The sequence below is a fragment of the Pseudomonas sp. GW821-FHT01A09 genome (assembly GCF_058986725.1).
Window position 1 is genome coordinate 53,663 of sequence record NZ_JBYSWB010000004.1, and the last position, 23,494, is coordinate 77,156.

23 protein-coding genes are annotated in these 23,494 nt (G+C 63.7%); 16 read left to right on the forward strand and 7 right to left on the reverse strand.

The window, feature by feature from the left end; all coding sequences use genetic code 11:
- The first annotated feature begins 16 nt into the window (after nt 1-16).
- The gene (locus tag AC3WJP_RS06395; protein ID WP_493720602.1) at nt 17-2,251 is read left to right on the forward strand and encodes a heavy metal translocating P-type ATPase; all 2,235 of its coding nucleotides are present in this window, start codon (nt 17-19) and stop codon (nt 2,249-2,251) included.
- Nucleotides 2,248-2,661: a Cu(I)-responsive transcriptional regulator gene (cueR, locus tag AC3WJP_RS06400; RefSeq protein ID WP_493720601.1), complete on the forward strand. Its 414-nt coding sequence runs from the start codon at nt 2,248-2,250 to the stop codon at nt 2,659-2,661. Before AC3WJP_RS06395 ends, cueR begins: the two co-directional genes overlap by 4 nt.
- Nucleotides 2,662-2,667: 6 nt before the next feature.
- Here the strand turns inward: cueR and AC3WJP_RS06405 are convergent, their stop codons facing one another.
- Both AC3WJP_RS06405 and AC3WJP_RS06410 read right to left on the reverse strand, forming a co-directional pair.
- The gene (locus tag AC3WJP_RS06405) at nt 2,668-3,561 is read right to left on the reverse strand and encodes a PA4780 family RIO1-like protein kinase (RefSeq protein WP_493720600.1); all 894 of its coding nucleotides are present in this window, start codon (nt 3,559-3,561) and stop codon (nt 2,668-2,670) included.
- A 144-nt stretch (nt 3,562-3,705) separates the two neighbouring features.
- The gene (locus AC3WJP_RS06410) at nt 3,706-4,497 is read right to left on the reverse strand and encodes an AraC family transcriptional regulator (RefSeq protein WP_493720599.1); all 792 of its coding nucleotides are present in this window, start codon (nt 4,495-4,497) and stop codon (nt 3,706-3,708) included.
- Nucleotides 4,498-4,583: 86 nt separating this feature from the next.
- Between AC3WJP_RS06410 and AC3WJP_RS06415 the strand changes: the two genes are divergently transcribed.
- The 10 genes from AC3WJP_RS06415 (at nt 4,584) to AC3WJP_RS06460 (ending at nt 12,097) form a co-directional block, all read left to right on the forward strand.
- On the forward strand, nt 4,584-5,612 hold the full coding sequence (locus AC3WJP_RS06415) for a bile acid:sodium symporter family protein (RefSeq protein WP_493720598.1): 1,029 nt from the start codon (nt 4,584-4,586) through the stop codon (nt 5,610-5,612).
- Between the two features lie 117 nt (nt 5,613-5,729).
- Entirely contained in the window at nt 5,730-6,566 is an 837-nt protein-coding gene (locus tag AC3WJP_RS06420) for an AraC family ligand binding domain-containing protein (protein WP_493720597.1), read from the forward strand.
- 54 nt (nt 6,567-6,620) lie between these two features.
- Nucleotides 6,621-7,220, forward strand: a complete 600-nt coding sequence (locus AC3WJP_RS06425) for a LysE family translocator (protein WP_493720596.1) — start codon at nt 6,621-6,623, stop codon at nt 7,218-7,220.
- 80 nt (nt 7,221-7,300) lie between these two features.
- Nucleotides 7,301-7,606 (forward strand): MazG-like family protein, encoded by a 306-nt coding sequence (locus AC3WJP_RS06430; RefSeq protein WP_493720595.1) that lies wholly within the window; start codon nt 7,301-7,303, stop codon nt 7,604-7,606.
- The gene (locus AC3WJP_RS06435) at nt 7,603-8,358 is read left to right on the forward strand and encodes a methyltransferase domain-containing protein (protein WP_493720594.1); all 756 of its coding nucleotides are present in this window, start codon (nt 7,603-7,605) and stop codon (nt 8,356-8,358) included. The genes AC3WJP_RS06430 and AC3WJP_RS06435 overlap by 4 nt, the downstream gene beginning before the upstream one ends.
- 13 nt (nt 8,359-8,371) lie before the next feature.
- A complete protein-coding gene (locus AC3WJP_RS06440) occupies nt 8,372-8,986 on the forward strand; it encodes a DUF4136 domain-containing protein (RefSeq protein WP_493720593.1) in 615 nt (204 codons plus the stop codon).
- Nucleotides 8,987-9,003: 17 nt separating this feature from the next.
- Nucleotides 9,004-9,564 (forward strand): DUF4136 domain-containing protein, encoded by a 561-nt coding sequence (locus AC3WJP_RS06445; RefSeq protein WP_493720592.1) that lies wholly within the window; start codon nt 9,004-9,006, stop codon nt 9,562-9,564.
- Nucleotides 9,565-9,726: 162 nt separating this feature from the next.
- Nucleotides 9,727-10,197 carry an A24 family peptidase gene (locus AC3WJP_RS06450; protein WP_493720591.1) on the forward strand — a complete coding sequence of 157 codons (471 nt, stop codon included), beginning with the start codon at nt 9,727-9,729 and terminating at the stop codon, nt 10,195-10,197.
- Nucleotides 10,198-10,325: 128 nt separating this feature from the next.
- A complete protein-coding gene (locus AC3WJP_RS06455) occupies nt 10,326-10,619 on the forward strand; it encodes a hypothetical protein (RefSeq protein ID WP_493720590.1) in 294 nt (97 codons plus the stop codon).
- Nucleotides 10,620-10,759: 140 nt separating this feature from the next.
- A complete protein-coding gene (locus AC3WJP_RS06460; RefSeq protein ID WP_493720589.1) occupies nt 10,760-12,097 on the forward strand; it encodes an MATE family efflux transporter in 1,338 nt (445 codons plus the stop codon).
- 95 nt (nt 12,098-12,192) lie between these two features.
- On the opposite strand, the gene AC3WJP_RS06465 is transcribed toward AC3WJP_RS06460, so the two are convergent.
- The 5 genes from AC3WJP_RS06465 to AC3WJP_RS06485 all read right to left on the reverse strand — a co-directional run bounded on the left by AC3WJP_RS06465 (nt 12,193) and on the right by AC3WJP_RS06485 (nt 17,286).
- Complete coding sequence (locus tag AC3WJP_RS06465) at nt 12,193-13,008, reverse strand: alpha/beta hydrolase (RefSeq protein ID WP_493720588.1); 816 nt, start codon at nt 13,006-13,008, stop codon at nt 12,193-12,195.
- Nucleotides 13,009-13,051: 43 nt separating this feature from the next.
- On the reverse strand, nt 13,052-14,965 hold the full coding sequence (gene speA, locus AC3WJP_RS06470; RefSeq protein WP_493720587.1) for an arginine decarboxylase: 1,914 nt from the start codon (nt 14,963-14,965) through the stop codon (nt 13,052-13,054).
- A 132-nt stretch (nt 14,966-15,097) separates the two neighbouring features.
- On the reverse strand, nt 15,098-15,469 hold the full coding sequence (locus AC3WJP_RS06475) for a translation initiation factor Sui1 (protein ID WP_493720586.1): 372 nt from the start codon (nt 15,467-15,469) through the stop codon (nt 15,098-15,100).
- Nucleotides 15,470-15,666: 197 nt separating this feature from the next.
- Complete coding sequence (locus AC3WJP_RS06480) at nt 15,667-16,206, reverse strand: NUDIX hydrolase (protein ID WP_493720585.1); 540 nt, start codon at nt 16,204-16,206, stop codon at nt 15,667-15,669.
- Between the two features lie 3 nt (nt 16,207-16,209).
- Nucleotides 16,210-17,286, reverse strand: coding sequence for a DUF2333 family protein (locus AC3WJP_RS06485; RefSeq protein ID WP_493720584.1), 1,077 nt, complete (start codon nt 17,284-17,286; stop codon nt 16,210-16,212).
- Between the two features lie 304 nt (nt 17,287-17,590).
- Between AC3WJP_RS06485 and AC3WJP_RS06490 the strand changes: the two genes are divergently transcribed.
- The 4 genes from AC3WJP_RS06490 (at nt 17,591) to accC (ending at nt 23,431) form a co-directional block, all read left to right on the forward strand.
- Nucleotides 17,591-19,204: a diguanylate cyclase gene (locus tag AC3WJP_RS06490; RefSeq protein ID WP_493720583.1), complete on the forward strand. Its 1,614-nt coding sequence runs from the start codon at nt 17,591-17,593 to the stop codon at nt 19,202-19,204.
- Between the two features lie 101 nt (nt 19,205-19,305).
- Nucleotides 19,306-21,093 (forward strand): protein-disulfide reductase DsbD, encoded by a 1,788-nt coding sequence (locus tag AC3WJP_RS06495; RefSeq protein ID WP_493720629.1) that lies wholly within the window; start codon nt 19,306-19,308, stop codon nt 21,091-21,093.
- Between the two features lie 486 nt (nt 21,094-21,579).
- Nucleotides 21,580-22,035, forward strand: coding sequence for an acetyl-CoA carboxylase biotin carboxyl carrier protein (gene accB, locus AC3WJP_RS06500; RefSeq protein ID WP_493720582.1), 456 nt, complete (start codon nt 21,580-21,582; stop codon nt 22,033-22,035).
- Between the two features lie 49 nt (nt 22,036-22,084).
- Nucleotides 22,085-23,431 carry an acetyl-CoA carboxylase biotin carboxylase subunit gene (accC, locus tag AC3WJP_RS06505; RefSeq protein ID WP_493720581.1) on the forward strand — a complete coding sequence of 449 codons (1,347 nt, stop codon included), beginning with the start codon at nt 22,085-22,087 and terminating at the stop codon, nt 23,429-23,431.
- Nucleotides 23,432-23,494 lie beyond the last annotated feature (63 nt).

Genomic DNA, 23,494 nt, shown 5'->3' on the forward strand with positions numbered 1-23,494 from the left:
CAAGAGGATGATCGCAATGGCCAGCCCCATCCCCCCCACCACCTTCGACCTGTCGATCGACGGCATGACCTGCGCCAGTTGCGCCGGTCGGGTCGAGCGCGCACTGCGCAAGGTCGATGGCGTCAGCGAGGTCAGCGTCAACCTGGCCAGCGAGCGCGCCCATGTGCAGCTGCAGCGCCCGCTCCCCGCCGCCACCCTGATCGATGCGGTGGCGCATGCGGGCTATGCCGCGCACCTGCCGATCAGCGCCCAGGCCGAAGAAGCCAATCACCAGCGCCACCTGCGCCACGAGCGCTGGATGATGATCGCTGCCATCCTCCTCGCCGCGCCGTTGCTGCTGCCGATGATACTGCAGCCCCTGGGCGTGCATTTCATGCTGCCGGCGTGGCTGCAGTTCAGCCTGGCGACACCGGTGCAATTCATCATCGGCGCACGCTTTTACACCTCGGCCTACAAGGCGGTGCGTGCCCGTGCGGGCAACATGGACCTGCTGGTCGCCATCGGCACCAGCGCCGGCTATGGCTTGAGTCTCTACCAATGGCTGCACCCTGCGCCGGGGCAGGCGCCCCACCTGTATTTCGAGGCCTCGGCGGTGGTGATTGCCCTGGTGCTGGTCGGCAAGTACATGGAAAGCCATGCCAAGCGGCGCACCGCCGATGCCCTGCGTGCGTTGCAGGCGCTACGGCCGAGGTTCGCGGTGCGGGTGGTTGGCGATCGCGAGGAGCCTGTGGCCATCGACGCGTTGCGCCTTGGTGATCAGATACTGGTCAAACCCGGCGAACGCTTCGCCGTCGACGGTGTGGTGATCGATGGCCGCAGCCATGCCGACGAGGCCCTGATCAGCGGCGAAAGTCTGCCCGTCAGCAAGCAGGCCGGCGATTCGGTCAGCGCCGGTGCCATCAATGGGGAAGGTCAACTGCGAATCGAAACACAGGCGATCGGCGCCCAGACGCTGCTGGCGAAGATCATCCAGCTGGTCGAGGACGCGCAAAGTGCCAAGGCCCCGATCCAGAAGCTGGTGGACAAGATCAGCCAGGTGTTCGTCCCGGTGATCCTGCTGCTGGCGCTGCTGACCTTGGTGGGCTGGTGGCTCAACGGTGCCGGGCTGCAACTCGCCATCCTGCATGCCGTCAGCGTGCTGGTGATCGCCTGCCCCTGTGCCTTGGGGCTGGCCACGCCCACGGCGATCATGGCGGGCACTGGCGCGGCGGCGCGCCATGGCATTCTGATCAAGGACGCGGAAGCGCTCGAGCACGCCAGCAAAATCGACTGCGTGGTCTTCGACAAGACCGGCACCTTGACGTCCGGGCACCCCGAACTGGTCGATATGAGCGTGGCGGCCGTCGACGGTTATGATCTGCAGCGTCTGTTGCGCGAAGCCGCCGCGCTGCAGCGCGGCAGCGAACACCCCTTGGCCAAGGCGGTTCTGGCGCGCTGCCAGACGCTGCCGGAGGCCGCGCAAGCGAGCGAAACCCTCGCCGGACGCGGGATTCGCGGCACACTGGGCGGCCGCCAGTTGCTGCTCGGCAATCAGCGCTTGCTGGACGACTGCGGGCTATCCGCCGGCCCGTTGCAGGACATCGCGCAGAGATGGGAAAGCCAGGGCCGCACCCTGTCATGGTTGATCGAGCAGGGCCAACAGCCACAGGTACTGGGTTTGCTGGCGTTCGGTGACGCGCTCAAGCCGGGGGCTCCGGCAGCCGTGGAGCGTCTGCGCCAGCGGGGCATGCAGGTGCACCTGCTCACCGGCGACAATCGCGGCAGCGCTCAGGCCGTCGCCAGCGTCCTGGCGATCGATACCGACAGGGTGCATGCCCAGGTACTGCCGGCCGACAAGGCGCAGGTCATCCAGAATCTTCGGCAGTCACAGCGGGTGGCGATGGTCGGCGATGGCATCAACGACGCGCCCGCACTGGCCAGCGCCGACGTCGGCATCGCCATGGGCAGCGGCACCGATGTCGCCATCCAGGCGGCGGGTATCACCTTGATGCGTGACGATCCGCAGTGGGTGGTGGCGGCGTTGGACATCAGCCGGCGGACCTGCGCAAAAATTCGGCAGAATCTGTTCTGGGCCTTTATCTATAACCTGGTCGGCATCCCGTTGGCGGCCTTTGGCGTACTCAATCCGATGCTGGCGGGCGCGGCCATGGCGCTGTCGAGCGTGAGCGTGGTCTGCAACGCGCTGTTGTTGAATACCTGGAAGCCGCAGCGGCACAATGACGCCGACCCCGACGCAGGAGAGCGCGAGTGAACATTGGTCAGGCGGCGCGCGAAAGTGGCCTCAGCGCCAAGATGATCCGTCATTACGAGGCGACCGGCCTGCTCAAGGCCGCCCACCGTACCGACAGCGGCTACCGCATCTATCAGGCCGAAGACCTGCATACGCTGGCGTTCATCAAACGCTCGCGGGATCTGGGATTTTCGCTTGAGGAAATTGGCCGTCTGTTGATGCTGTGGCGAGACCGTGGTCGCGCCAGCGCCGACGTCAAGGCGCTGGCCGGGCGGCACATCGATACCCTTAACCGGCGTATCGACGAATTGCTCGGCCTGCGGGACACCTTGCAGAATCTGGTCAGCCACTGCCAGGGCGACGACCGCCCGGACTGCCCGATCCTGACGGACCTGGCATCGAGCGGCTGTCATACCGCGGCAAGAGGCTGATCCGCCTTACTGCATCCAGGGCGGCGGCGGTTCTTCGGACTTGTCGGCCGGCTTGTCGTCGGCCGCCCGAATGGCCTGACGGCGAGCCTCATCGAGCCGCGCGGCTTCGATTTCGCGCATCACGCCACCGACATCCGCCTCGATATCCTCTTCGGCGAACTCGCCGGTGAGCACACTGCCGGGGTGCAACGAGCCGGCTTCGTACAACGCCCACATTTCCTTGGCATAGCGAGTCTGCTTGAGCTCCGGCGCAAAGCGCCCGAAGTAACTGGCCATGTTGCCGACATCGCGCTCCAGCATGCTGAACGCGTGGTTGTTGCCGGCGGCATCCACCGCCTGGGGCAAGTCGATGATCACCGGCCCCGACGGACCGACCAGCACGTTGAACTCGGAGAGGTCGCCATGCACCAGACCGGTGCAGAGCATCAACACGATCTGACGGATCAGGAACTCGTGGTATTCACGGGCCTGATCAGGCTCCAGCACCACATCGTTCAGCCGCGGCGCGGCATCCCCGTATTCGTCGGCCACCAGTTCCATCAGCAACACGCCATCGAGGAAATCGAATGGCTTGGGCACCCGCACGCCCGCGTTGGCCAACCGGAACAGCGCCGCTACCTCGGCATTCTGCCAGGCGTCTTCGGTTTCCTTGCGCCCGTACTTGGTGCCCTTCGCCATGGCCCGCGCCTGGCGACTGTTGCGCACCTTGCGGCCTTCCTGATACTCGGCCGCCTGGCGAAAACTTCGTTTGTTGGCCTCCTTATAGACCTTGGCGCAGCGCAGTTCTTTACCACAGCGCACTACATAGACCGCTGCTTCCTTACCACTCATGAGTGGACGCAGCACTTCGTCGACCAGGCCGTCCTCGACCAGGGGTTCAATGCGTTTTGGAGTCTTCATCAGCTTTTATTCTGGGTCCTTTGTGGCCAAACACGCGAAATGCTCTCGATTGACGAGCCATCCTCTCACAGCCCGACAAGGATTCCGACCTTACCGTGATTACAGAATGCAAAGCATCGGCCAATTTCGTTGAAAATCCGCAACTCACGGCTTGAACAGCTCACCTGGGGTGGCGCCGAACAGGCCTTTGAATGCCGCGATGAAGGCCGACGGCGACTCATATCCACTGGACAGCGCTGCGCGGGTAACGTTTGCACCATCCTCGAGAATGTTGAGCGACGACAACAGGCGCATGCGCTGGCGCCAGGCGCGAAAGCTCAACCCGGTTTCCTTCTGGAACCAGCGCATCAAGGTTTTTTCCGAAGTGCCCATGCGCGTCGCCCAATCGCCCAGAGTCAAGGCATTGTCCGGGTGTTCGATCAACGCGTTGCACACCGACAGCAACCGCGGGTGCTGGGGCAATGGCACCGAGAACTGCACTTCAGGCAAGCCCGCCAGTTGATCCAGCAGCACCGCCACCAGCCGCGACTCTGCGGTATCGCCCTGAGGATATTCCACGGGTAGCTCGCAGAAGGTCTTGATCATCTCTCGGGCCAATGGCGTGACTTCCAGCACGCGGCAGCGCGACGGTGCCCAACGGGAGTGCTCGATGCCGACGTACAGGCTGCGCATCTCGGCGCGGGTCGAGGTAGTGACCTCGTGCTCCAGGCCGCCAGGGATCCAGACGCCCCATTGGGGCGGGGCATAAAAGCTGCCCTCGTCGGTGTGCACACCCAACACGCCGCTGATGGCGTAGGAAAACTGCACCCAGGCATGCCGATGCCGTGGCGTCCACGAACCGGCCCGCAGACTCTCGGCGCGGGCGTAGAGTGGACGGGGCAGGCAGTTGAGGGCGGGGACGCTGCGGGCCTCGCCAAGATGTCCGTTAGTCGGCATCGATTGGCCTTATGTCGCAAGACGGTGGATGTGCTGCCACGTTATGCTCGCTGCACCTCAATTACAAATCCGCTTCAGGTCCTGTCATGCATATCTTTCGTCATTTCAAACGCGTGGTAACCGACTGGTTCCTCTGCGGCATGTTGATCGCCACCCTGCTGGCCTATCTGTTCCCGACCTTCGGCAGCAAGGGCGGCGCCATGCATGCCGACGTGGTGATCAATGTCGGCGTGTTCCTGGTGTTCTTCCTGCACGGGGTCAACCTGTCCAGCGAGCAGATTGGCCATGGCCTGAAGAACTGGCGCCTGCACATCATGGTGCAAGGCTTCACCTTCGTGGTGTTCCCGCTGCTGTGGCTGCTATGCAAAGTCACCTTGGGCACGCAGATACCGGCGCTGCTGATGCTCGGCTTCCTCTATCTGTGCGCACTGCCATCCACCATCTCCTCCTCCGTGGCCCTGACCGGCAGCGCGGGCGGCAACGTACCGGCGGCTATTCTCAATGCCAGCGCCTCCAGCGTCCTGGGCATTTTCATCACCCCATGGCTGGTGAGCCTGGTGCTCGGCTCCGGCGCGGGTGGCATCGACCTTGGCTCGACGCTGGTCGACCTCTGCGCCATGCTCCTGCTGCCGCTGGTGTTGGGGCAACTGGTGCGGCCGTGGTTCGGCAAGTTCTTCGCCCGCCACAAGCGCTACACCAACATCATCGACAAGGTGGTGATCCTGCTGCTGGTGTACTCGGCGTTCTGCGGTTCGATGACCTCGGGCATGTGGCACCAGCAAGGCACTTCGGTGATTCTCACCGCCTTTGTCGGCGTAGCGATCCTGCTGGCGTTGATCCTCACGCTGACCACCCGGACCGCCAAACTGCTGAAATTCAAGCACGCCGATGAAGTGGCGGCGGTGTTCTGCGCGAGCAAGAAGTCGCTGGCCGCCGGTGCGCCAATGGCCGCGCTGATTTTCGGCAACAATCCCGGCCTGGGCCTGATCCTGCTGCCGATCATGATCTACCACCCGCTGCAGCTGATCGTCTGCTCGATCATGGCGGAAAACTACTCGAACCGGTTGAAGTCCGGGGTCTTGAGCGGCGATGAAGAGGCTACCAGCCCGGCTTGACGGCCACCGACCAGATGGCGCCTGCCATCTGGTCGCCCTGGACTTGCACAAAACTTCTAGACTGGCGCACCGTATCCCTCGATAACTATTTACCGCCATCACCGCCCCTTCAAGCCCATGAACGCACACAACTGGATCGATCTCAGCCAGGACCGGAGCACCGGGATCGAGACCTTGCGCGCGCATTTCAAGGGTCATGCCTACGATCCACACTGGCATGACAGCTACCTGGTGGGCTTTACCGAGCAAGGCGTGCAGCAGTTTCATTGCCGACGGCAGAAGTACGCCAGCACGCCAGGGCAGATATTCCTGCTGGAGCCGGGAGAGATTCACGATGGCGATGCACCCACCGAGGATGGCTTCACCTATCGCATGCTCTACCTCGAGCCGCAGTGGTTCGAGCGCGAGCTGAGCCAGCTGTTCGAGGACGCGCCTGCGCAACAGGTGCTGACGTTCGCGCAGAACCTCACCCGCGACCCGCGCCTGAGTCAGGCCATCGCTGACGCTTTCGCCGCCCTGCACGGTCAGGAACTGCTGATCGTGCGGCAAAGTGCGCTCGATCGCCTGCTGGAACAGCTGACCAGCCATCTGCACTGGCGCCAGCGACAGAATCCGGACCCGCGCCTGCCACTGGTGGCCCTGCGTGCCCGGGATTACCTGCAGGCCAACGTCCACCAGGATGTCGGTCTCGACGAACTGGCGCAGGCCTGCAACATCGACCGTTTCCGCCTGACCCGGGCGTTCAAGGCCGCCTTCGGCCTGCCGCCCCACGCCTACCTGGTGCAACTGCGCCTGGCCAAGGCGCGTCGCCAGTTGGCCAACGGCGACTTCCCCGCGCAAGTAGCCAGCGACCTCGGCTTCGCCGATCAGAGCCACCTCGGCCGCTGGTTCGTGCGCGCCTATGGCATCAGCCCGGCGGCCTACCGCAAGCGCTGCTCAAACCTTCCAGACTGAGCGCGTCCTCCCGGGCACCATGGCGCCTTCATCACGCCACAGAGCCTGACCGCCATGCCCGCTACCTTGCTGCCGTTCCTGTTGTTTGCCTTCGTCTCCTCGATCACACCGGGCCCCACCAACATTCTGGTGCTCAGCAACGCCGCCCGGTATGGCCTGCTGGCGTCACTGCCAAGTGTGCTGGGCGCTTGCGGCGGGGCGGCCTTGCTGGTCCTGGCGGTGGGCACCGGGCTGGGCGAGTCGTTGCTCAAACTACCGGGCGTGCATCTGGCCATGACCGTCGTCGGCCTGCTGTGGCTGACCTGGCTGGCCTGGAAGATCTACTCCAGCCCCACCGAGGCGCTGGCCGCCAAGGACACCTCGCGCAAGTTCGGTCTGGTCGACGCCGCGAGCTTGCAACTGGTCAATCCGAAAACCTGGATGATGGCCCTGGCGGTGATCAGCGTGTTCACCACCAGCGCGACGGATCAGGGCCGCGAAGTGGCGTGGCTGTCTCTGGCGTTTTTCCTCGTGGCCATCCCGTGCATGGGCAGTTGGGCCTTGCTCGGCGCCGGCTCCGCGCGCTGGCTCAAATCCCCCGCTGCCCTTGGCCGCTTGAACAAGATCCTGGCGGTGGTCCTGTTGATTTCCGCGTGGAGCAGCCTGCTCGCATAAATTCGCCATGAAGGCTGAGCGAGCGCGCTTGATTCGGCGCCGTTTCCCCCTGAAGCTATGCACCTTCAGGAGCCTGCCCCATGAACCTCGTCGAACTCACCGAACGCCTGCATCGCATCCGCGATAACAACGACTGGCGCCCATTCCACAGCCCGAAAAACCTGGCCATGGCCGCCAGCGTGGAAATGTCCGAGCTGGTGGAAATCTTCCAGTGGCTCAGCGAAGACCAATCGCGCAGCCTGGCCCCCGAGCAACTGGCTCACGCTGGCCAGGAAGTGGGCGATATCGTCCTCTACCTGTTGCTGTTGTGCAGCGAACTGGGGCTGGACATGGACGCCGTGGTGCGCAGCAAGCTCGCCGACAGCGAACGGCGCTTCGCCAAATGAAAGACCGTCACTTCGATGAACTGGCGACGCGCTTCGCCGAAAAGATCTATGGCGGTGCCAAAGGCGCGATTCGCCTGGCGGTGCTCCAGGCCGATCTGCGCGAAGCACTGCCCGCACGGCCGCTGCGGGTGCTCGATATCGGTGCCGGCCTGGGCCATATGTCGCTGTGGCTGGCGCAGCAAGGGCACGCGGTGACGCTCGCCGAACCTGCGGCGCCCATGCTCGAGGGCGCACGTCAGCGCTTCGCCGACGCTGGGCTCGAGGCCACTTTCGTCCATGCGCCCTGGCAGGAACTGCCCGACCTGTTGGACGCGCGCTATGACCTGGTGATCTGCCACGCCGTGCTCGAGTGGCTCGCCGAACCTCATGCCATTCTGCCGGTGCTGCAGCACTTCACCGCCGCTAATGGCTGGCTGTCGCTGGCGTTCTACAACCGCGACGCGCTGGTCTATCGCAATCTACTCAAAGGGCACTTCCGCAAATTGCGCGGCGACAGCCTGGCCGGCATGAAACAAAGCCTGACCCCGCAGATGCCTCTGGACCCGCGCGAACTGGCCACGCAACTCGCCAGCGCCTGGCGGGTCGAATCCACCAGCGGCGTGCGGGTTTTTCACGATTACATGCCCAGGGACTTCCAGGATAAGGCAGCGCTAGCCGACCTACTGGATATGGAACTGGCTCACCGCCGACATCCGGCCTTCGCCGGGCTGGGGCGTTATCTGCACTGGATCTGTCGGCCGCTCGCCGATTGACGGGAGAACCCTGATGCCACGCCGTTTCGCTGTCGCGTTGCTGTGCCTGGGCCTGGCCGCATGCCAAAGCCCCAATCCCTACGTCGCCAGCTCTAATCCGCTGCCTCCTGCGCCGCCGCAGGCTGCGCAGACCTTCGATGCCAGCGCCTATCCTGCCGCGCCGCGCGATTACGGGCGCTATCGCAATTGGGCCTGGGTCAACAACCAGTTGCCCACCGGCAGCAACTTCGCCGATCCGGCGCAGATCGCCGAGGCGGTCAGCAACGGCCTCGACCAACGCGGCCTGCGCCCGGCCCGCAGCGGCATCCCGGATCTGCGCGTGGCGGCCAACCTGCACGTCGAACGTCGCTTGCAACAAGTGACCGAGGATTACGGCTATGGTGGCGGTTATGGCCCAGGCTATGGTCCGCGCGGCCCCTATGGTTATGGAGCCTATGGGCCACCACCAGTAACACGCACTTATGAAGTGCAGGTACTGGTCGTCAGCATCCAGTTGTACGATGGCACCAGCGGCCAACCCCTGTGGAGTGCCAGCGCCGAGACCGGCACCCAGGGCAGTGAGAGCCAGCGCGCCGACGCATTGCGCCAAGCCGTGGAAAAAGCCCTGATGGCCTATCCTCCCAGTTGAGTTCGTGGAGACACACCATGTTCAGTCGTATTGCGTTATTGGCCTTTGCGCTGCTGTTGACGGCCTGCCAGACCCAGCAAGCCAACCTCGACTTCGATGCCAGCCGTGACTTCGGCGCCTATCGCAGCTGGGCGTGGAAGTCCCCGGCGCTGCAGTATCGGCCGGATGACCCGCGCATCAAGAGCGACCTCACCGAGCAACGCATTCGCCAATCGGTCGGCGATCAGCTCGAACAGCGCGGTTTGCGTGCCGCGCAGCCGAACGCCAAACCTGATGTTCTGGTGCAGGCGTATTACATCGTCGACGTTCGTCAGCAGCAGATCAGCACACCCTATGGCGGACCCTGGGGTGGTCCCTGGGGAGGGCCGTGGGGCGCAGGTTTCTATAACGAGACCCGCACCGTGGACTACCGCGTCGCCACCTTGCAGGTCGACCTGCTCGACGCCCGCGACGGCAAGCTGGTATGGCGCGGCAGCCGCGACAGCGTGCTCAGTGATGCGCCACAAGGCCCGGCGGAGCGCAGTGCGAGCATTGCCAAGAGCGTGGGCTTGATCATGTCCAACTACCCGCCGCGGTAATGAAGCTGACCTTCATGACGAGGATTTGAGTGGCGGGCTTGACCGGGCAACATTTGCGTACTAAATCGATAAGGGGGGTGTTTGAAACACCGCCAGGCAAAGCCCGGCTTTTTGATCCAGAGCTTTCCGATCCAACGCTTGCCCAGGGACGTGTATTACCCGATGCAAAGCCTCGTCTTGTTGATCTGGTTCACCCTGTGTGCTGAACAGGACATTCGCCTGCGGCAGATCGCCGATGGGCTGACGTTGGGAGGTGGCCTCTGTGCACTCCTGTATCTGTTCACCACGGGCCACACCTGGATGGGCGCCAGCGTGCCGGAAGGGGCTTTCGCCCTGGCGCTGAGCATGGCCCTGACCCTGCCCGCCCACCTCATGGGCCGCCTGGCCGCCGCAGACGTCAAATTGCTCGGCACCCTGGCCCTTGCCACCGATGAACTGCACCTGATCGGCACGCTGGTGGGCGCCGGGGTGCTCGCCGCCGCCTGGATGCTGGTGATGCCGAAGCTGTGGAAGCTGTTCAACAAAAAGTGGCGCTTGCGCCTGGCCAATCTCGGCCCCGAGGCGCAGACCACCCTGCCCGTGGCGCCCTTCCTGCTGGCCGGGTTCCTGGCGGCGCTGGCGTGGGTGCATTGAGGCGGGAGCCGTCCATAGTGCCTAGCTGGTAATGTGCCAGGGCAGTCGGGGAACTCGCGGTGCCATCAGATGGCCCAAGGCTGAGATCCGGCGCACACTCCGGCACTTTCATCAGGACGACACTCTCCATGTATGTAGAAAGCTTTTTCGAATGGCTGGGTCAGGCATTCGGCGCAGTGATCAAATTCATCATCGATACCTTCGGCTGGTTCTTCAACATGCTCGGGCATGCCGGTGGCAACTTCGTCGACGGCCTGGCGCGTACGTTGGGGATGGACACGTCACTGATCAGCATCGCTGCGCTGATCGTCGGCCTGGTGTTTCTGTATTCGGCGGTTCGCGCGTTCATGCGCGCCGCCATCATCAGCGGGATTATCTGGGCAGTGCTGGGGCTGTGGTTGTTGAGCTGGATCGTGCATTGAACGTGCATTGAAATAGCTGGTGCCTGGGCTGACGCTTTCGCGGGCAAGCCCTGCTCCCACAGGAGGACGAATCCAGCCCCTTTGGATTCATCCACAACCGCCTGACACCTCGCTACAATGCGGGCCCGTGAGGAGCCTGCATGTCCCAACTACTCAATGACTGGCGCGATCGCCCGACCCACCGCCGGGTCTGGGCGTTGGCAGCGCCGATGATCCTGTCCAATCTTTCCGGCCCCCTGGTCACCCTGGTCGACAGCACCGTGATCGGCCACCTGCCCCACGCCCATCAACTGGGCGCCGTGGCGGTAGGAGGCAGCCTGTACGGCCTGCTGGCGTGGTCCATGGGTTTCCTGCGCATGGGCGCCACCGGTTTCGCCGCCCAGGCCGCCGGACGCGATGACGGCGGCGGCCTGCGCCAGGTGCTGGTACAAGGGTTGTTGCTCGCACTGCTGCTCACCGCAGTGCTGGCCATCTGCGCCGGGCCGTTCGTGCACGCATCGCTGGAGCTGATGCACCCGTCGCCGGAACTGCTGCAAAGCACCCTCGACTTCTTCCATACCCGGCTGCTCGGCCTGCCCGCCGCCCTGGCGAGCTATGCACTGGTTGGCTGGTTCCTCGGCACCCAGAACGCTCGCGCACCGCTGATCATGGTGCTAACCACCAATTGCCTGAATATCGTCCTCAACCTGTGGTTCGTGCTCGGGCTGGACTGGGGTGTGGTGGGCTGCGCCCAGGCGTCGGTGATTTCCGAGTGGGTCGCGGTGCTGATCGGCTTGTGGCTCACGCGCCCGGCATTGCGTGCCTATCCAGGGCACATGGCCTGGGCCGCACTGAAGCTGTGGCGCAGCTGGCAGCCGCTGCTGACGGTCAACCGCGATATCTTCATCCGCAGCATGGCGTTGCAGGCGGTGTTCTACCTGATCACCGTACAGGGCGCGCGTCTGGGCGATGCCACGGTGGCCGCCAACGCCTTGTTGCTCAATGGCCTGTTGCTGACCGCCCAGGCGCTGGACGGCCTGGCCCATGCGGTAGAAGCCTTGTGCGGCCACGCGATCGGAGCCCGTGATCGCCTGGCGCTGAGGCGCTCGATGGTGGTGGCCGGTGGCTGGTCATTGCTCGCCAGCCTGGTGTTCGCGGTATTTTTCCTGCTCGGCGGGGATTTGTTCATTGCCCTGCAGACCGATATCCTCGCGGTGCGCGAGACCGCGGACCACTACCTTGCCTATCTGGCGCTGTTGCCGCTGATCGCGGTGTGGAGCTACCTGCTGGACGGGCTGTTCATCGGTGCCACTCGCGCCCGGGAGATGCGCAACGGCATGGTCATCAGCCTGCTGTTGGTGCTGCCGGTCGGCTGGCTCACCCAAGGGCTAGGCAATCACGGGCTGTGGCTCAGCTTTCTGCTGTTCATGGCACTGCGGGCGATCACCCAAGGCATCATCGCCTGGCGCTTGCAGCAACGGCACGCCTGGTTCGACTGACGCCTTCATACCTGTAGCGAGGTGGCTTGCCCCCGACTAATGGCCAGTCAGGCACTTCGAGGTGCCTGATGGGTTTTCGGGGGCGAGCCCCCTCGCTACCGGGGCGTCTCGACAAAGCGCACCACTTCAGCGGTGACCGGGGCCATCCAGGCCAGCGGCCAGGCAAAGGCGCCCACCAGGGTCATGTGATTGACCCGAGCGTAATAACGCTCTTGCACCGGCACCCCGTCAGCACGCAGCCGCGCGGCCAGGCCCGCGGTATTGCGTTGCGGATCGACGTAGCTGTCCGAGTTGGCGGCGATCAGCAAAGCCGGCGCAGCACCGGCGCTGACGTGAATCGGCTGGGAATCAGGCGGTGAATCCGGAAAGAAAAACACCGGCTTCACCTCCGGGTTCTCGATCGGCAAGAAGTCGTAGGGCCCGGCCAGACCGATCCAGCCCTGCAGATCCCTCGGCTGCATGCCCACCGCGTGCAACCAGCGCGGATCGAGCGCCAGCATCGCGGCGTTATAGGCCCCGGAACTGTGCCCCATCAGGAACAAACGCTGAGCATTGCCGCCATATTCGCCGATGTGCTGATGGGTCCAGCCGACGGCCTGGGCGTTGTCTTCCAGAAAGGCGGGGTAGCGCACCTGTGGGTACAGGCGATAGTCGGCGACTACCACGGTGATTCCGCGTTTGGCCAAGGCGCGCGCCACGTAGCGATATTGCCCACGGGCGCCGCTGTTCCAACTGCCGCCGTAAAAGAACACCACCACCGGTCGTCCTTCGGCGGCCTGCAGCGGACGGTAGACATCCAGACGCTGGCGTGGATCGTTGCCGTAGGCGATGTCCGCGGTGCGGGTGTAGCCGCTGGACGGCGTGATGCTGTCCAGCAGTTGCAGGCCAGAACAGCCGCTCAGCGCAGCCATGACGATTGCCATCATCGCTACGCCGAGGACCCTGAGCATCGGCTTACGACGACAGGTACGAGGAGCGAGTCAGGCCCAGACGCAGCGCGTCCAGATACTGGGTACGCTCGCGCGGGGTGATGCGCGCGCTGGCGACCTTGTCGCGGTAGTGAGTCATCAACTCCTCGGGCGACAGGTGCACGTAGCGCAGCATGTCCTCGATGGTGTCGTGGGTCTCGATACCGGCGTGGTACACGCTGCCGTTAGGCGTCTGGTAGATGTTCACCGAGTCGGTGTCACCGAACAGGTTGTGCATATCGCCGAGGATCTCCTGATAGGCGCCCACCAGGAAGATACCCAGCAGGTAATCCTCACCCTCGTTGACCGCGTGCACCGGCAGGCTGGTCTCTATGCTCTGCTCGTCGACGTACTGCTTGATCTTGCCATCGGAGTCGCAGGTCAGGTCTTGCAGCACGGCGCGGCGCATTGGCTCTTCATCGAGGCGATGCAGCGGCAGGATCGGCAGCACCTGGCCGATGGCCCAGGTGTCAGGTAGGCTCTGGAACACCGAGAAGTTGCAGATGTACTTGTCGGCGAGCTTGTCGTTGAGCTCGTCGAGCACTTGGCGGTGCGAACGCTGGCGAGCCTTGAGCGAGTTGTGCAGGCGCCGGCAGACGGCGAAGTAGCACTGCTCGGCCAAGGCCTTCTGCGCCAGGGTGACCTTGCCGTCGGCGTACTGGGTGGCGATATCGCTGATGTAGTGCGTGGCGCGCCAGTAGTTTTCGGTGACCATTTCGATATCGGTCGGGCCCAGCAGGTCCACCAGCCACTGTAGGGTTTCCGGCAGGCTGGCCTTGTCTTCGATGACCGGGACTTCGTCGTTATGGCGTTCGACGTCGGTCACCTGTACGACCAGCATGGCGTGGTGCGCGGTCAGCGAGCGGCCGCTTTCGGAGAAGATATGCGGATGCGGCATGCCCTGCGCATCGCAGAATTCCTTGAGCATGCCCACCACGACACCGGCGTAGTCGTCCATGTCGTAGTTGATCGAACTGGCGTTGCGCGAGTGGGTACCGTCGTAGTCGACGCCCAGGCCGCCACCGACGTCGATGTGATCGACCGGCAGGCCCAGCGAGCGCAGTTCGCCGTAATAACGGATGGCTTCCTTGAAACCGTGCTGGTAGTCCGCCAGGTTGGCGATCTGCGAGCCCATGTGGAAGTGCAGCAGGCGGATGCCCTGGTCCAGATCGGCGGCGCGGAAACGCTCGACCACCGACAGCAACTGCGCAGCGGACAGACCGAACTTGGATTTTTCGCCGCCGGTATCGGCCCACTTGCTCGACGCCAGGGACGACAGCCGCACGCGCAAGCCGATCTGCGGTTTGACCTTGAGCTCGGCAGCCTCTTCGATCACCAGCGCGACCTCGGATTCCTTCTCGATCACGATGAACACGTTGTGTCCCAGTTTCTGGCCGATCAGCGCCAGGCGGATGAACTCGCGGTCCTTGTAACCGTTGCAGACGATGGTCCCGCCCTTGGGCGCCAGCGCCAGCACCGCCAGCAGCTCTGGCTTGGAGCCAGCCTCGAGGCCGATCGAGACGTTCTGCGTGGCGATGATGTTTTCGACCACCGCTTCCTGCTGGTTGACCTTGATCGGGTACAGCGCGGTGTACTGGGACTGGTATTCGAGACGCGCGATGTTGGCGTCGAAGGCACCAGTCAGCTGGCGCACGCGGTCTTGCAGGATGTCGGGGAAGCGCACCAGCAACGGCAGCGAAAGACCGCTTTTACGCAGCTCTTGAACCTGCTCGTAGAGATCGATAGGCGTGCTGTCCGGCCCATTGGGACGAACTTCGACACGGCCGTTCTCGCTGATGGCGAAATAGCCCGCGCCCCAATGGCGAATCCCGTAAACACTGCGGCTGTCGGCCACGGTCCATTGGCTGCCATCGTCTTTGCGTGTGCGTCGTACGGACATCTAGGTCCCCTGTGAGAAGTCGGATATCACTGCCCGGCCAGCGGGCCGCTCAGCGTAGAAAATAAAGATGACGATTGTTGACGCGTTGCAGGGTAGACCCTGGCTCACCCGCCAAGTTTAGAAAGTGCGACCTCAGCCGCCTGACTTCTTCGCCTTGAAGCCCAGCTTGGTCAGCTCGGCCAGCAGCAGCTCGACATGTTCGCCCTGAATCTCGATCACGCCGTCCTTGAGGGCCCCGCCGGTGCCGCAGCGACGCTTGAGAGTCGACGCCAGCTCCTTGAGCGCGTCCGACGCCAGGGGCACACCGGTCACGGTGGTCACCGTCTTGCCGCCGCGGCCTTTGCTTTCGCGGCGCACGCGGGCGATGCCATCCCCCTCGGGGATAGCGGTCTGCTTGCAGGTGCAGGCGTCGACGGGCTGGCGGCAGTCGGGGCAATGCCGGCCGCTGTCGGTGGAAAACACCAGGCCGCCGAGTGCGGCGAAGGATGAAGCTTTCTTGGCCAAAATGACCCCTCTGCTGAGGTGAACCATGGCGCGCTAGTGTAACGGCAAATGTCGGCGCTGCTAAGTGCGCTGATGCGCCATCGTCGGGGCAAAATGCGACCTTGCTCCTCCCTGTAGCGGGGGGGCTTGCCCCCGAAACAGGCCCGAGTCTGGCACATCGATGTGGATGGTGGATTTTTCGGGGGCAAGCCCCCTCGCTACAGAAGTGCGCGCTCGGCCAGCACTCGGTGCAAGGCGGCGATCGAGTCCGGACAGTAATCCATGACCTCGCTCTCGGCCAACGCCTGCTGCACTGGCATGAACCTGGCCTCCAGCACCTCTTCGGGCTGCAAGCGCAGTGGCCCATCCCACACCGCCGAAAATACCGCGCACCAGAGCCGATTGCCGCGCTGATCGAACAGGAAGCGATCGTGAGCCGTGAGCGGCACGCCGCTGACGCCCAGTTCCTCTTCAAGCTCCCGGGCCGCCGACTCGGCGTAGCTCTCGTCGCCCTGGACCATGCCGCCCGCCGCCACGTCCCAATAACCGGGGTAGATCGCCTTGCTCAAAGTGCGCCGATGCACGCACAACTCGCCAGCGGAATTGAACAGCAGGATAAAGGTGCCACGGCCGATCAAGCCTCGCTCGCGCAACTGGGCGCGCTCGAGCTCGCCTTGCAGCTGGTCGTTCTCGTCGACCCAGGCGACCAGTTCGGCGTCGGAGGCGGCCCGGTGGGCGGCCTCCCGCTCGCAGGCCACCGGTCAGCCCTGCGACAGCAGTTGGCGCAAGTCGATGACTGCGGCGTTGGCGCGGGAAATGTAGTTGGCCATGACCAGCGAGTGGTTGGCGAGGATGCCGAAGCCGCTGCCATTGAGGATCATCGGGCTCCAGACTGGCTCCTGGGAGGCCTCCAGCTCGCGAATGATCTGGCGCACGCTGACCGTGGCGTTCTTCTTGGCCAGTACGTCGGCGAAGTCGACCTCGACCGCACGCAGCAGGTGGGACAGCGCCCAGGCCTGACCGCGCGCTTCATAAAACACGTTGTCGATCTGCAGCCATGGGGTTTCTTCCACCGACTCGTCGACCTGCGGCACTTCGCCCGGCGCCAGTTGCACATCGGTCTGCAACGGACGGTTGAGCTTGACCCGGCCGACACTGGCCGACAGGCGCTGGGACAACGAGCCCAGGCGCGTACCGACATCACCCAGCCAGTTGTTGAGGTTGTCGGCACGGGCATAGAACAGGGCGTTCTTCTGCGCCGGATCGGACAGCCGCGCCTGATAGCGGCTCAGGGAGTTGATGCCCTGCTGGAATTCGGACTCGCTGGATGGCCACATCCAGCTGCGGTTGTCGAAGTTGAAGCGCGGCTCGGCCTGGGCCAGATCCGCATCTTCTGCCGACTGCGACTGCGAGCGCGCGAAATCCTTGCGCAGCGCCCGGCTCATGTCGCGCACCTGGACCAGTACGCCAAATTCCCAGCTCGGGATATTGTCGAGCCATACACCCGGCGGGAAGCGATCGTTGGACAGGTAACCGCCCGGCTTGTCAAGCAAGGTGCCGGCGACTTCCTTGAGGGTTTCGACCGTGGTGTAGCCCACCACCATCTGCCGGCCGTCGCGCTGGGCGGCAGCCTGAGCATCCTGCTGGACCGGGAACAGCGCGGGCTCCTGGCTCCAGTACCAGCCAAGCAGGCCGGTGACGATCAGGTACACCGCCACCAGCGACAGCAGGGCACGACTCAGAAACAGGGTCTTCCAGTACCCGCCGCGAGAGGTGCCTGGTGTGCTGGCGCTAGTGCGCGCCTCGCCCTTGTCCGTGCGGTTTTTCCAGTCCAGCATCGTTTTTATCCTTTCAATCGCCGAGTTCATGGGGTTCGACCGCCATGTACCCGCAGGGTGCCTTAGCGCAGCGAACATTGTTGCCCCCACTGCGACGCGCAAGCCATGCAGGCGCGACAGCCGTACCACAGCAGTCGTGCACTATAAATCAAGCGGACCATCGGACATACCCGACTGACTGGTCATGGATTGAATAATTAAAATCAGGTTACAAAGTGACGTGTGACACGGAATGCCCAAGAAAGAAGTGCTAGCATAGAGCCACCATCCCAAGTCGTTCGATCATCCAGATACCTAATCGGCCATGAAAGAACCCGTCGAACCCAATCGCGATCGACTCAGGCAGCATTTTGCTCAGCGAGTCATCCACCAGGCACGCCAGATCCTCGAGATCTGGCAGCGCCTGCAGCTGGGCGAATGGTCAAGCAGCGGCCAACTCGAACTGTACGACGCCAGCCTGCGCCTGCAGCGCTTTGGCGAGCGCTTCGAGCAACCGGAGCACGTGGTGCTTGCCGCAGGTATCTGCAACTGCCTGCAAGCGGTCGAGGCGAATGGCGGCCGGCTCAGCAGCGAGTTGATCAGCGAGCTCAATCGGCTGATGCAACGGCTGTCGCGCACCGGCCTGCGCCAAGGTGATCAGCTCGACGACACGCCATTGCCGCCACTGCGCAAGCCGCTGTTCGTGCTGCTCGAAGATGCCGAGCGCGCCGAGCGCCTGGCGCGCCAGCTGGAGTTCTTCGGGCTCAGCGCCCAAGCACTGGCGACGCCGACGGCATTTTTGGCGACCATCGCCGAGCGCCTGCCGTCGGCGATCGTCATGGATGTCGATTTCGGTGGCGTGGGTCGCGGTTTGCAGTTGGCGGCGCAGGTCCAGCAGGGCCTCGAGGACAAACTGCCATTGCTGTTTTTCAGCCTGCACGAAACCGACACGCCCACCCGCCTGGCCGCCGTGCGTGCCGGTGGCCAGGAGTTCCTGACCGGCGCCCTGGAAGCCTCGAGCCTGCTGGAAAAAATCGAAACCCTGACCTCGGTGGCGCAGTACGAGCCTTATAAAGTGCTGGTCATCGACGACTCCCGCGCCCAGGCCATGCACACCGAGCGCTTGCTCAACGGCGCCGGCATCGTCACCCGCACCTTGACCGACCCGATTCAGACCATGGCCGAGCTGGCGGACTTCCAGCCCGACCTGATCATCCTCGACATGTACATGCCCACCTGCACCGGCACCGAGCTGGCCAAGGTCATCCGCCACAACGATCGCTACGTCAGCGTGCCGATCATCTACCTGTCGGCCGAAGACGACCTGGACAAACAGCTGGACGCCATGAGCGAGGGCGGCGACGACTTCCTCACCAAGCCGATCCGCTCGCGGCACTTGATCACCACGGTGCGCAACCGCGCCGCCCGCGCGCGCCATCTCAAGGCGCGGATGGTGCGTGACAGCCTGACCGGGCTGTACAACCACACCCATATCCTGCAGCTGCTCGAAGATTGCAGCTACCGCGCGGTGCGCGAACGCAAGCCCTTGAGCTTCGCCATGCTCGATATCGACCACTTCAAGAAAGTCAACGACGGTCATGGCCACCCCATGGGCGATCGAGTGATCAAGAGCCTGGCGCTGTTACTCAAGCAGCGCTTGCGCAAGACCGACTTCATTGGCCGCTATGGCGGCGAAGAGTTCGCCATCGTGATGCCCGATACCGATCTCGACGCCGCTTGCGGTGTGCTCGACGATATCCGCGAGCGCTTTGCCGAGATCCATTACCCGGCGCAGCCTCAGGACCTCTCGTGCACCTTCAGCGCCGGCGTCGTGCAGTTCAATGAACGCCTCGACAGCCTGATGATGGCGGCCATGGCCGATGAGGCGCTGTACAGCGCCAAGCGCGCCGGGCGCAATCAGGTGGTGCGGGTGGTTTGAGCCGTCCTCGACACATCAGCGTCGTGCCGATGAAGCTTAGTTAACAGCCACATAATCCCGGGTTGGTTATGATGGGCGTTCTACTGCTTTGCGAGACCGCCATGCGCCGCCTGTTCTTCCTTCTTCTCCTCGCCTTCGCTCTGCCTGCCGTGGGCGAAGGCCTGCTCGACAGCCGCCCGACCTCGGTACTCGGTGCCTCATCGCTGAACAACAGCAGCGATTTTCTGCCGGTGCGCGAAGCCTTTCGGCTGGAGCTGCGCGAAAGCACGGCGGATCACCTGACCCTGCGCTTCATCCCCGCCGATGGTTATTACCTGTACCGGCATCGCTTTCAGTTCCGCACCGAGCCTGCGGACATCGGCCTGGGCGCCGCGCAACTGCCAGCCGGCGAGAAGAAGCACGATGACTACTTCGGCGATGTGGAGGTGTACCACGGCATCATCGACGTCACCCTGCCCCGCCCGGCCAGCGCGCAAGGGCCCTTCACCCTGGTGGTGACCTATCAGGGCTGCGCCGACAAGGGCCTGTGCTACCCGCCGGAAACCCAGCGTCTGAGCGTCGACGGCAAGGGCGGGGTGAGCACTCCACCGGCCAGCGCCAGCAACGCCGCCAGCCTGACCGCTCCCGCAGGCTGGAGCTGGCACGAACTGCTGCTGTATCTGCTGGCCGGTATCGGCCTGACCTTCACCCCTTGCGTGCTGCCGATGCTGCCGATCGTTTCCAGCATCGTCCTGCGCGACCAGGTCAGCGGCCTGCGCGGCTTCGCGTTGTCCCTCGCCTATGCTCTGCCGATGGCAGCCTGCTTCGCCGTGCTGGGCGCCTTGATGGGCTTGTTCGGCGCGCAGTTCAACCTGCAGGCGCGCCTGCAGTCGGCCTGGGTGCTGGTGCCGTTCGCGCTGATTTTCGCGGTGTTCGCCGTCGCCATGTTCGGCGCCTTCGAACTCAAGCTGCCCCAGGCGCTGAGCAGCCGCCTGGAGCGCATCGCTGATAACACTCAAGGCGGATCGCTGTGGGGCGCCGCCGTGCTGGGCGTGGTCTCCAGCCTGCTGGTCTCGCCCTGTGTCTCGGTGCCGCTGGCGGGCGCACTGGTGTATATCAGCGCCAGCGGCGATGTGCTGGGCGGCGCCTTGAAACTGTTCGCCCTCGGGGTCGGCATGGGCGTGCCGCTGGTGGTGGTGGCCACCGGCGGCGCGGCCTGGCTGCCGAAAAGCGGTGCCTGGATGCTCTCGGTCAAGAACGCCATCGGCGTGCTGCTGCTGGCGGTGTCGGTGGGCTTGCTGAGCCGCGTACTGCCAGGCCCGATCACCCTGCTGCTGGTGGGGCTGCTGGCGGCGGGAGTCGGGCTGTTCCTCGGCGCGCTGGAGTTCGGTTTCAAAACCCCGCGCCAGCGCATCGCACAATTGGGCGGTCTGTTGCTGTTGAGCTACGCCCTGGCCTGCTGGTTCGGCGCCTTCAGCGGCCAGAGCGATCCATTCAAGCCACTGGGCAGTGCCGGTGCGACACTGGCGAGCGGCGGTGCGGCCCAGCCGGCCGGCAGCAATTGGCAGACCATCACCAGCAGCTCGGAACTCGACAGCGCCCTCGCTGCGGCCAAAGCCGCCGGGCGGCCGCTGGTGCTGGATTGGTACGCCGACTGGTGCATCAGCTGCAAGGTCATCGAACACGAAGTGCTGACCGATCCCGCGGTCATCGCCGGCCTGGCACCCTATCAGCGGGTGCGCTTGGACATGACCGACAGCAACGCCGAACAACGGGCACTCCTCGATCGCTACAAGCTGTTCGGCCCTCCCGCCCTGCTGTTTTTCGATGCTCAGGGTCAGGAATCGACAACGTCGCGCATCGTCGGCGAAATAGATGCGAAAAGTTTTCTCGCCAAACTGCCTCGCTGATTACCGTCCGTACCTCCGCGCTGCAAAAGCGCGCAACCGCCTCAAACAGGGGCCGCCAGCCAAGGACGTGACCGAATCCACCCATATAGTCACGCACTTTGCGCAATCATCGCTCAACGTGCAGGCTATTGTGCTTAACTGGACAGTTGGCAGTGCTTTGCGGCATAGTCGCCGCGCACCACACAGACGAACACGAGAAGGGGTAGCGAATGGCAAGGTTGTTGACGCTTCGAGCCGCTGCGCACTGGCAGTTTTTTCACTGCCCGGCAATCAGGGACGTGACGCGTCGCGATTGCTGAGCATCCCACTCTTCGATGTGCTTTTTTTCAACCGTGTGCACATACAACGATTTCCGCTGTCACGGCCACGGCCTTCACAGGCTGCACCGTGATCCGCGCCCCTGGCGCCAGCCCAAGCCGCTGGCACGCCGGGACGCCCAGGCAGAACACACCACGCCCCTGACCGACCCTTGGGAGTTGATGATTAATGGATATTCGTAAAGTCAAAAAATTGATCGAGCTGCTGGAAGAATCCGGCATCGACGAGCTGGAAATCAAGGAAGGCGAAGAATCCGTACGGATCAGCCGCCACAGCAAGACCCCAGCCCAGCAGTATTACGCCCCAGCTCCGATGCCAGCACCTGCCGCCGCGCCGGTTGCCGCTGCCGCACCGGCCGCCGCCGAAGCTCCTGCCGCGCCAAAACTGAATGGCACCGTGGCGCGCTCGCCAATGGTCGGTACCTTCTACCGCAAATCTTCCCCAGCCTCGCCAGCCTTCGTTGAAGTCGGCCAGACCGTGAAGAAAGGCGACACCCTGTGCATCGTCGAAGCGATGAAGATGATGAACCACATCGAAGCTGAAACCAGCGGTGTGATCGAATCGATCCTCGTGGAAGACGGCCAGCCGGTTGAATACGACCAGCCTCTCTTCACCATCGTTTGACCCATGCCGCTGCGGCTCAACGGCGCAGCTCCATAAGGAGAAGGCAGCAATGCTGGAAAAAGTACTGATCGCCAACCGCGGTGAGATCGCTCTGCGAATCCTGCGTGCGTGCAAAGAGCTGGGCATCAAGACCGTCGCCGTCTACTCCAAGGCCGACAAGGAATTGATGCACCTGGGCCTGGCCGACGAGTCCGTGTGCATCGGCCCGGCGCCTGCCAACCTGTCGTACCTGCACATCCCGGCCATCATCGCGGCCGCCGAAGTGACCGGCGCCACGGCGATCCACCCAGGCTACGGCTTCCTCGCGGAAAACGCCGACTTCGCCGAACAGGTGGAAAACTCTGGCTTCGCGTTCATCGGCCCGAAAGCCGACACCATTCGCCTGATGGGCGACAAGGTCTCGGCCAAGCACGCCATGATCGCCGCGGGCGTACCGACCGTTCCAGGTTCCGACGGCCCATTGCCCGAAGACGAAGAAACCGCCCTGCGCATCGGCCGTGAAGTCGGCTACCCGGTGATCATCAAGGCCGCTGGCGGCGGCGGTGGTCGCGGTATGCGCGTGGTGCACAAGGAAGAAGACCTGATCGCCTCGGCCAAGCTGACCCGCACCGAAGCCGGTGCCGCGTTCGGCAACCCGATGGTCTATCTGGAAAAATTCCTCACCAACCCTCGCCACGTCGAAGTGCAAGTGCTATCCGACGGCCAGGGCCACGCCATCCATCTGGGCGACCGTGACTGCTCGCTGCAGCGTCGCCACCAGAAGGTTCTCGAAGAAGCGCCGGCACCGGGCATCGACGAGACCGCGCGCCAGGAAGTCTTCGCCCGCTGCGTCAAGGCGTGCATCGAGATCGGTTACCGCGGCGCTGGCACCTTCGAGTTCCTGTACGAAAACGGCCGGTTCTATTTCATCGAAATGAACACCCGCGTCCAGGTCGAACACCCGGTGTCGGAAATGGTCACCGGTATCGACATCGTCAAGGAGATGCTCAGCATCGCCGCTGGCAACAAGCTGTCGTATACCCAGGAAGACGTCGTCATCCGTGGTCACTCGCTAGAGTGCCGGATCAACGCCGAAGACCCGCGTACCTTCATCCCCAGCCCAGGCACGGTCAAGCACTTCCACGCCCCAGGCGGCAACGGCGTTCGCGTCGATTCGCACCTGTACAGTGGCTATGCGGTCCCGCCCAACTACGACTCGTTGATCGGCAAGCTGATCACCTACGGCAAAGACCGTGACGAAGCCATGGCGCGCATGCGCAATGCGCTGGACGAAATCGTGGTCGACGGCATCAAGACCAACATCCCGCTGCACCGGGATCTGGTTCGCGACAAAGGCTTCTGTGAGGGTGGTGTGAATATTCACTACCTGGAACACAAGCTGGCTAGCGAGAAGTGATTAGTATCGACGCATGACGAACCGGCGCTTAGGCGCCGGTTTTTTTTCGTACAAATTTCGAAA

What these genes read in the sequence shown, in the direction of transcription:
- AC3WJP_RS06455 (WP_493720590.1), top strand. Translation starts at nt 10,326, where the DNA reads ATGTATGTAGAAAGCTTTTTCGAATGGCTGGGTCAGGCATTCGGCGCA.
- AC3WJP_RS06430 (WP_493720595.1), top strand. Translation starts at nt 7,301, where the DNA reads ATGAACCTCGTCGAACTCACCGAACGCCTGCATCGCATCCGCGATAAC.
- AC3WJP_RS06485 (WP_493720584.1), bottom strand. Translation starts at nt 17,286, where the DNA reads ATGCTGGACTGGAAAAACCGCACGGACAAGGGCGAGGCGCGCACTAGC.
- AC3WJP_RS06415 (WP_493720598.1), top strand. Translation starts at nt 4,584, where the DNA reads ATGCATATCTTTCGTCATTTCAAACGCGTGGTAACCGACTGGTTCCTC.
- AC3WJP_RS06440 (WP_493720593.1), top strand. Translation starts at nt 8,372, where the DNA reads ATGCCACGCCGTTTCGCTGTCGCGTTGCTGTGCCTGGGCCTGGCCGCA.
- AC3WJP_RS06420 (WP_493720597.1), top strand. Translation starts at nt 5,730, where the DNA reads ATGAACGCACACAACTGGATCGATCTCAGCCAGGACCGGAGCACCGGG.
- AC3WJP_RS06450 (WP_493720591.1), top strand. Translation starts at nt 9,727, where the DNA reads ATGCAAAGCCTCGTCTTGTTGATCTGGTTCACCCTGTGTGCTGAACAG.
- AC3WJP_RS06490 (WP_493720583.1), top strand. Translation starts at nt 17,591, where the DNA reads ATGAAAGAACCCGTCGAACCCAATCGCGATCGACTCAGGCAGCATTTT.
- speA (WP_493720587.1), bottom strand. Translation starts at nt 14,965, where the DNA reads ATGTCCGTACGACGCACACGCAAAGACGATGGCAGCCAATGGACCGTG.
- accB (WP_493720582.1), top strand. Translation starts at nt 21,580, where the DNA reads ATGGATATTCGTAAAGTCAAAAAATTGATCGAGCTGCTGGAAGAATCC.
- AC3WJP_RS06435 (WP_493720594.1), top strand. Translation starts at nt 7,603, where the DNA reads ATGAAAGACCGTCACTTCGATGAACTGGCGACGCGCTTCGCCGAAAAG.
- AC3WJP_RS06445 (WP_493720592.1), top strand. Translation starts at nt 9,004, where the DNA reads ATGTTCAGTCGTATTGCGTTATTGGCCTTTGCGCTGCTGTTGACGGCC.
- AC3WJP_RS06395 (WP_493720602.1), top strand. Translation starts at nt 17, where the DNA reads ATGGCCAGCCCCATCCCCCCCACCACCTTCGACCTGTCGATCGACGGC.
- AC3WJP_RS06425 (WP_493720596.1), top strand. Translation starts at nt 6,621, where the DNA reads ATGCCCGCTACCTTGCTGCCGTTCCTGTTGTTTGCCTTCGTCTCCTCG.
- AC3WJP_RS06465 (WP_493720588.1), bottom strand. Translation starts at nt 13,008, where the DNA reads ATGGCTGCGCTGAGCGGCTGTTCTGGCCTGCAACTGCTGGACAGCATC.
- accC (WP_493720581.1), top strand. Translation starts at nt 22,085, where the DNA reads ATGCTGGAAAAAGTACTGATCGCCAACCGCGGTGAGATCGCTCTGCGA.
- AC3WJP_RS06405 (WP_493720600.1), bottom strand. Translation starts at nt 3,561, where the DNA reads ATGAAGACTCCAAAACGCATTGAACCCCTGGTCGAGGACGGCCTGGTC.
- AC3WJP_RS06410 (WP_493720599.1), bottom strand. Translation starts at nt 4,497, where the DNA reads ATGCCGACTAACGGACATCTTGGCGAGGCCCGCAGCGTCCCCGCCCTC.
- AC3WJP_RS06460 (WP_493720589.1), top strand. Translation starts at nt 10,760, where the DNA reads ATGTCCCAACTACTCAATGACTGGCGCGATCGCCCGACCCACCGCCGG.
- AC3WJP_RS06495 (WP_493720629.1), top strand. Translation starts at nt 19,306, where the DNA reads ATGCGCCGCCTGTTCTTCCTTCTTCTCCTCGCCTTCGCTCTGCCTGCC.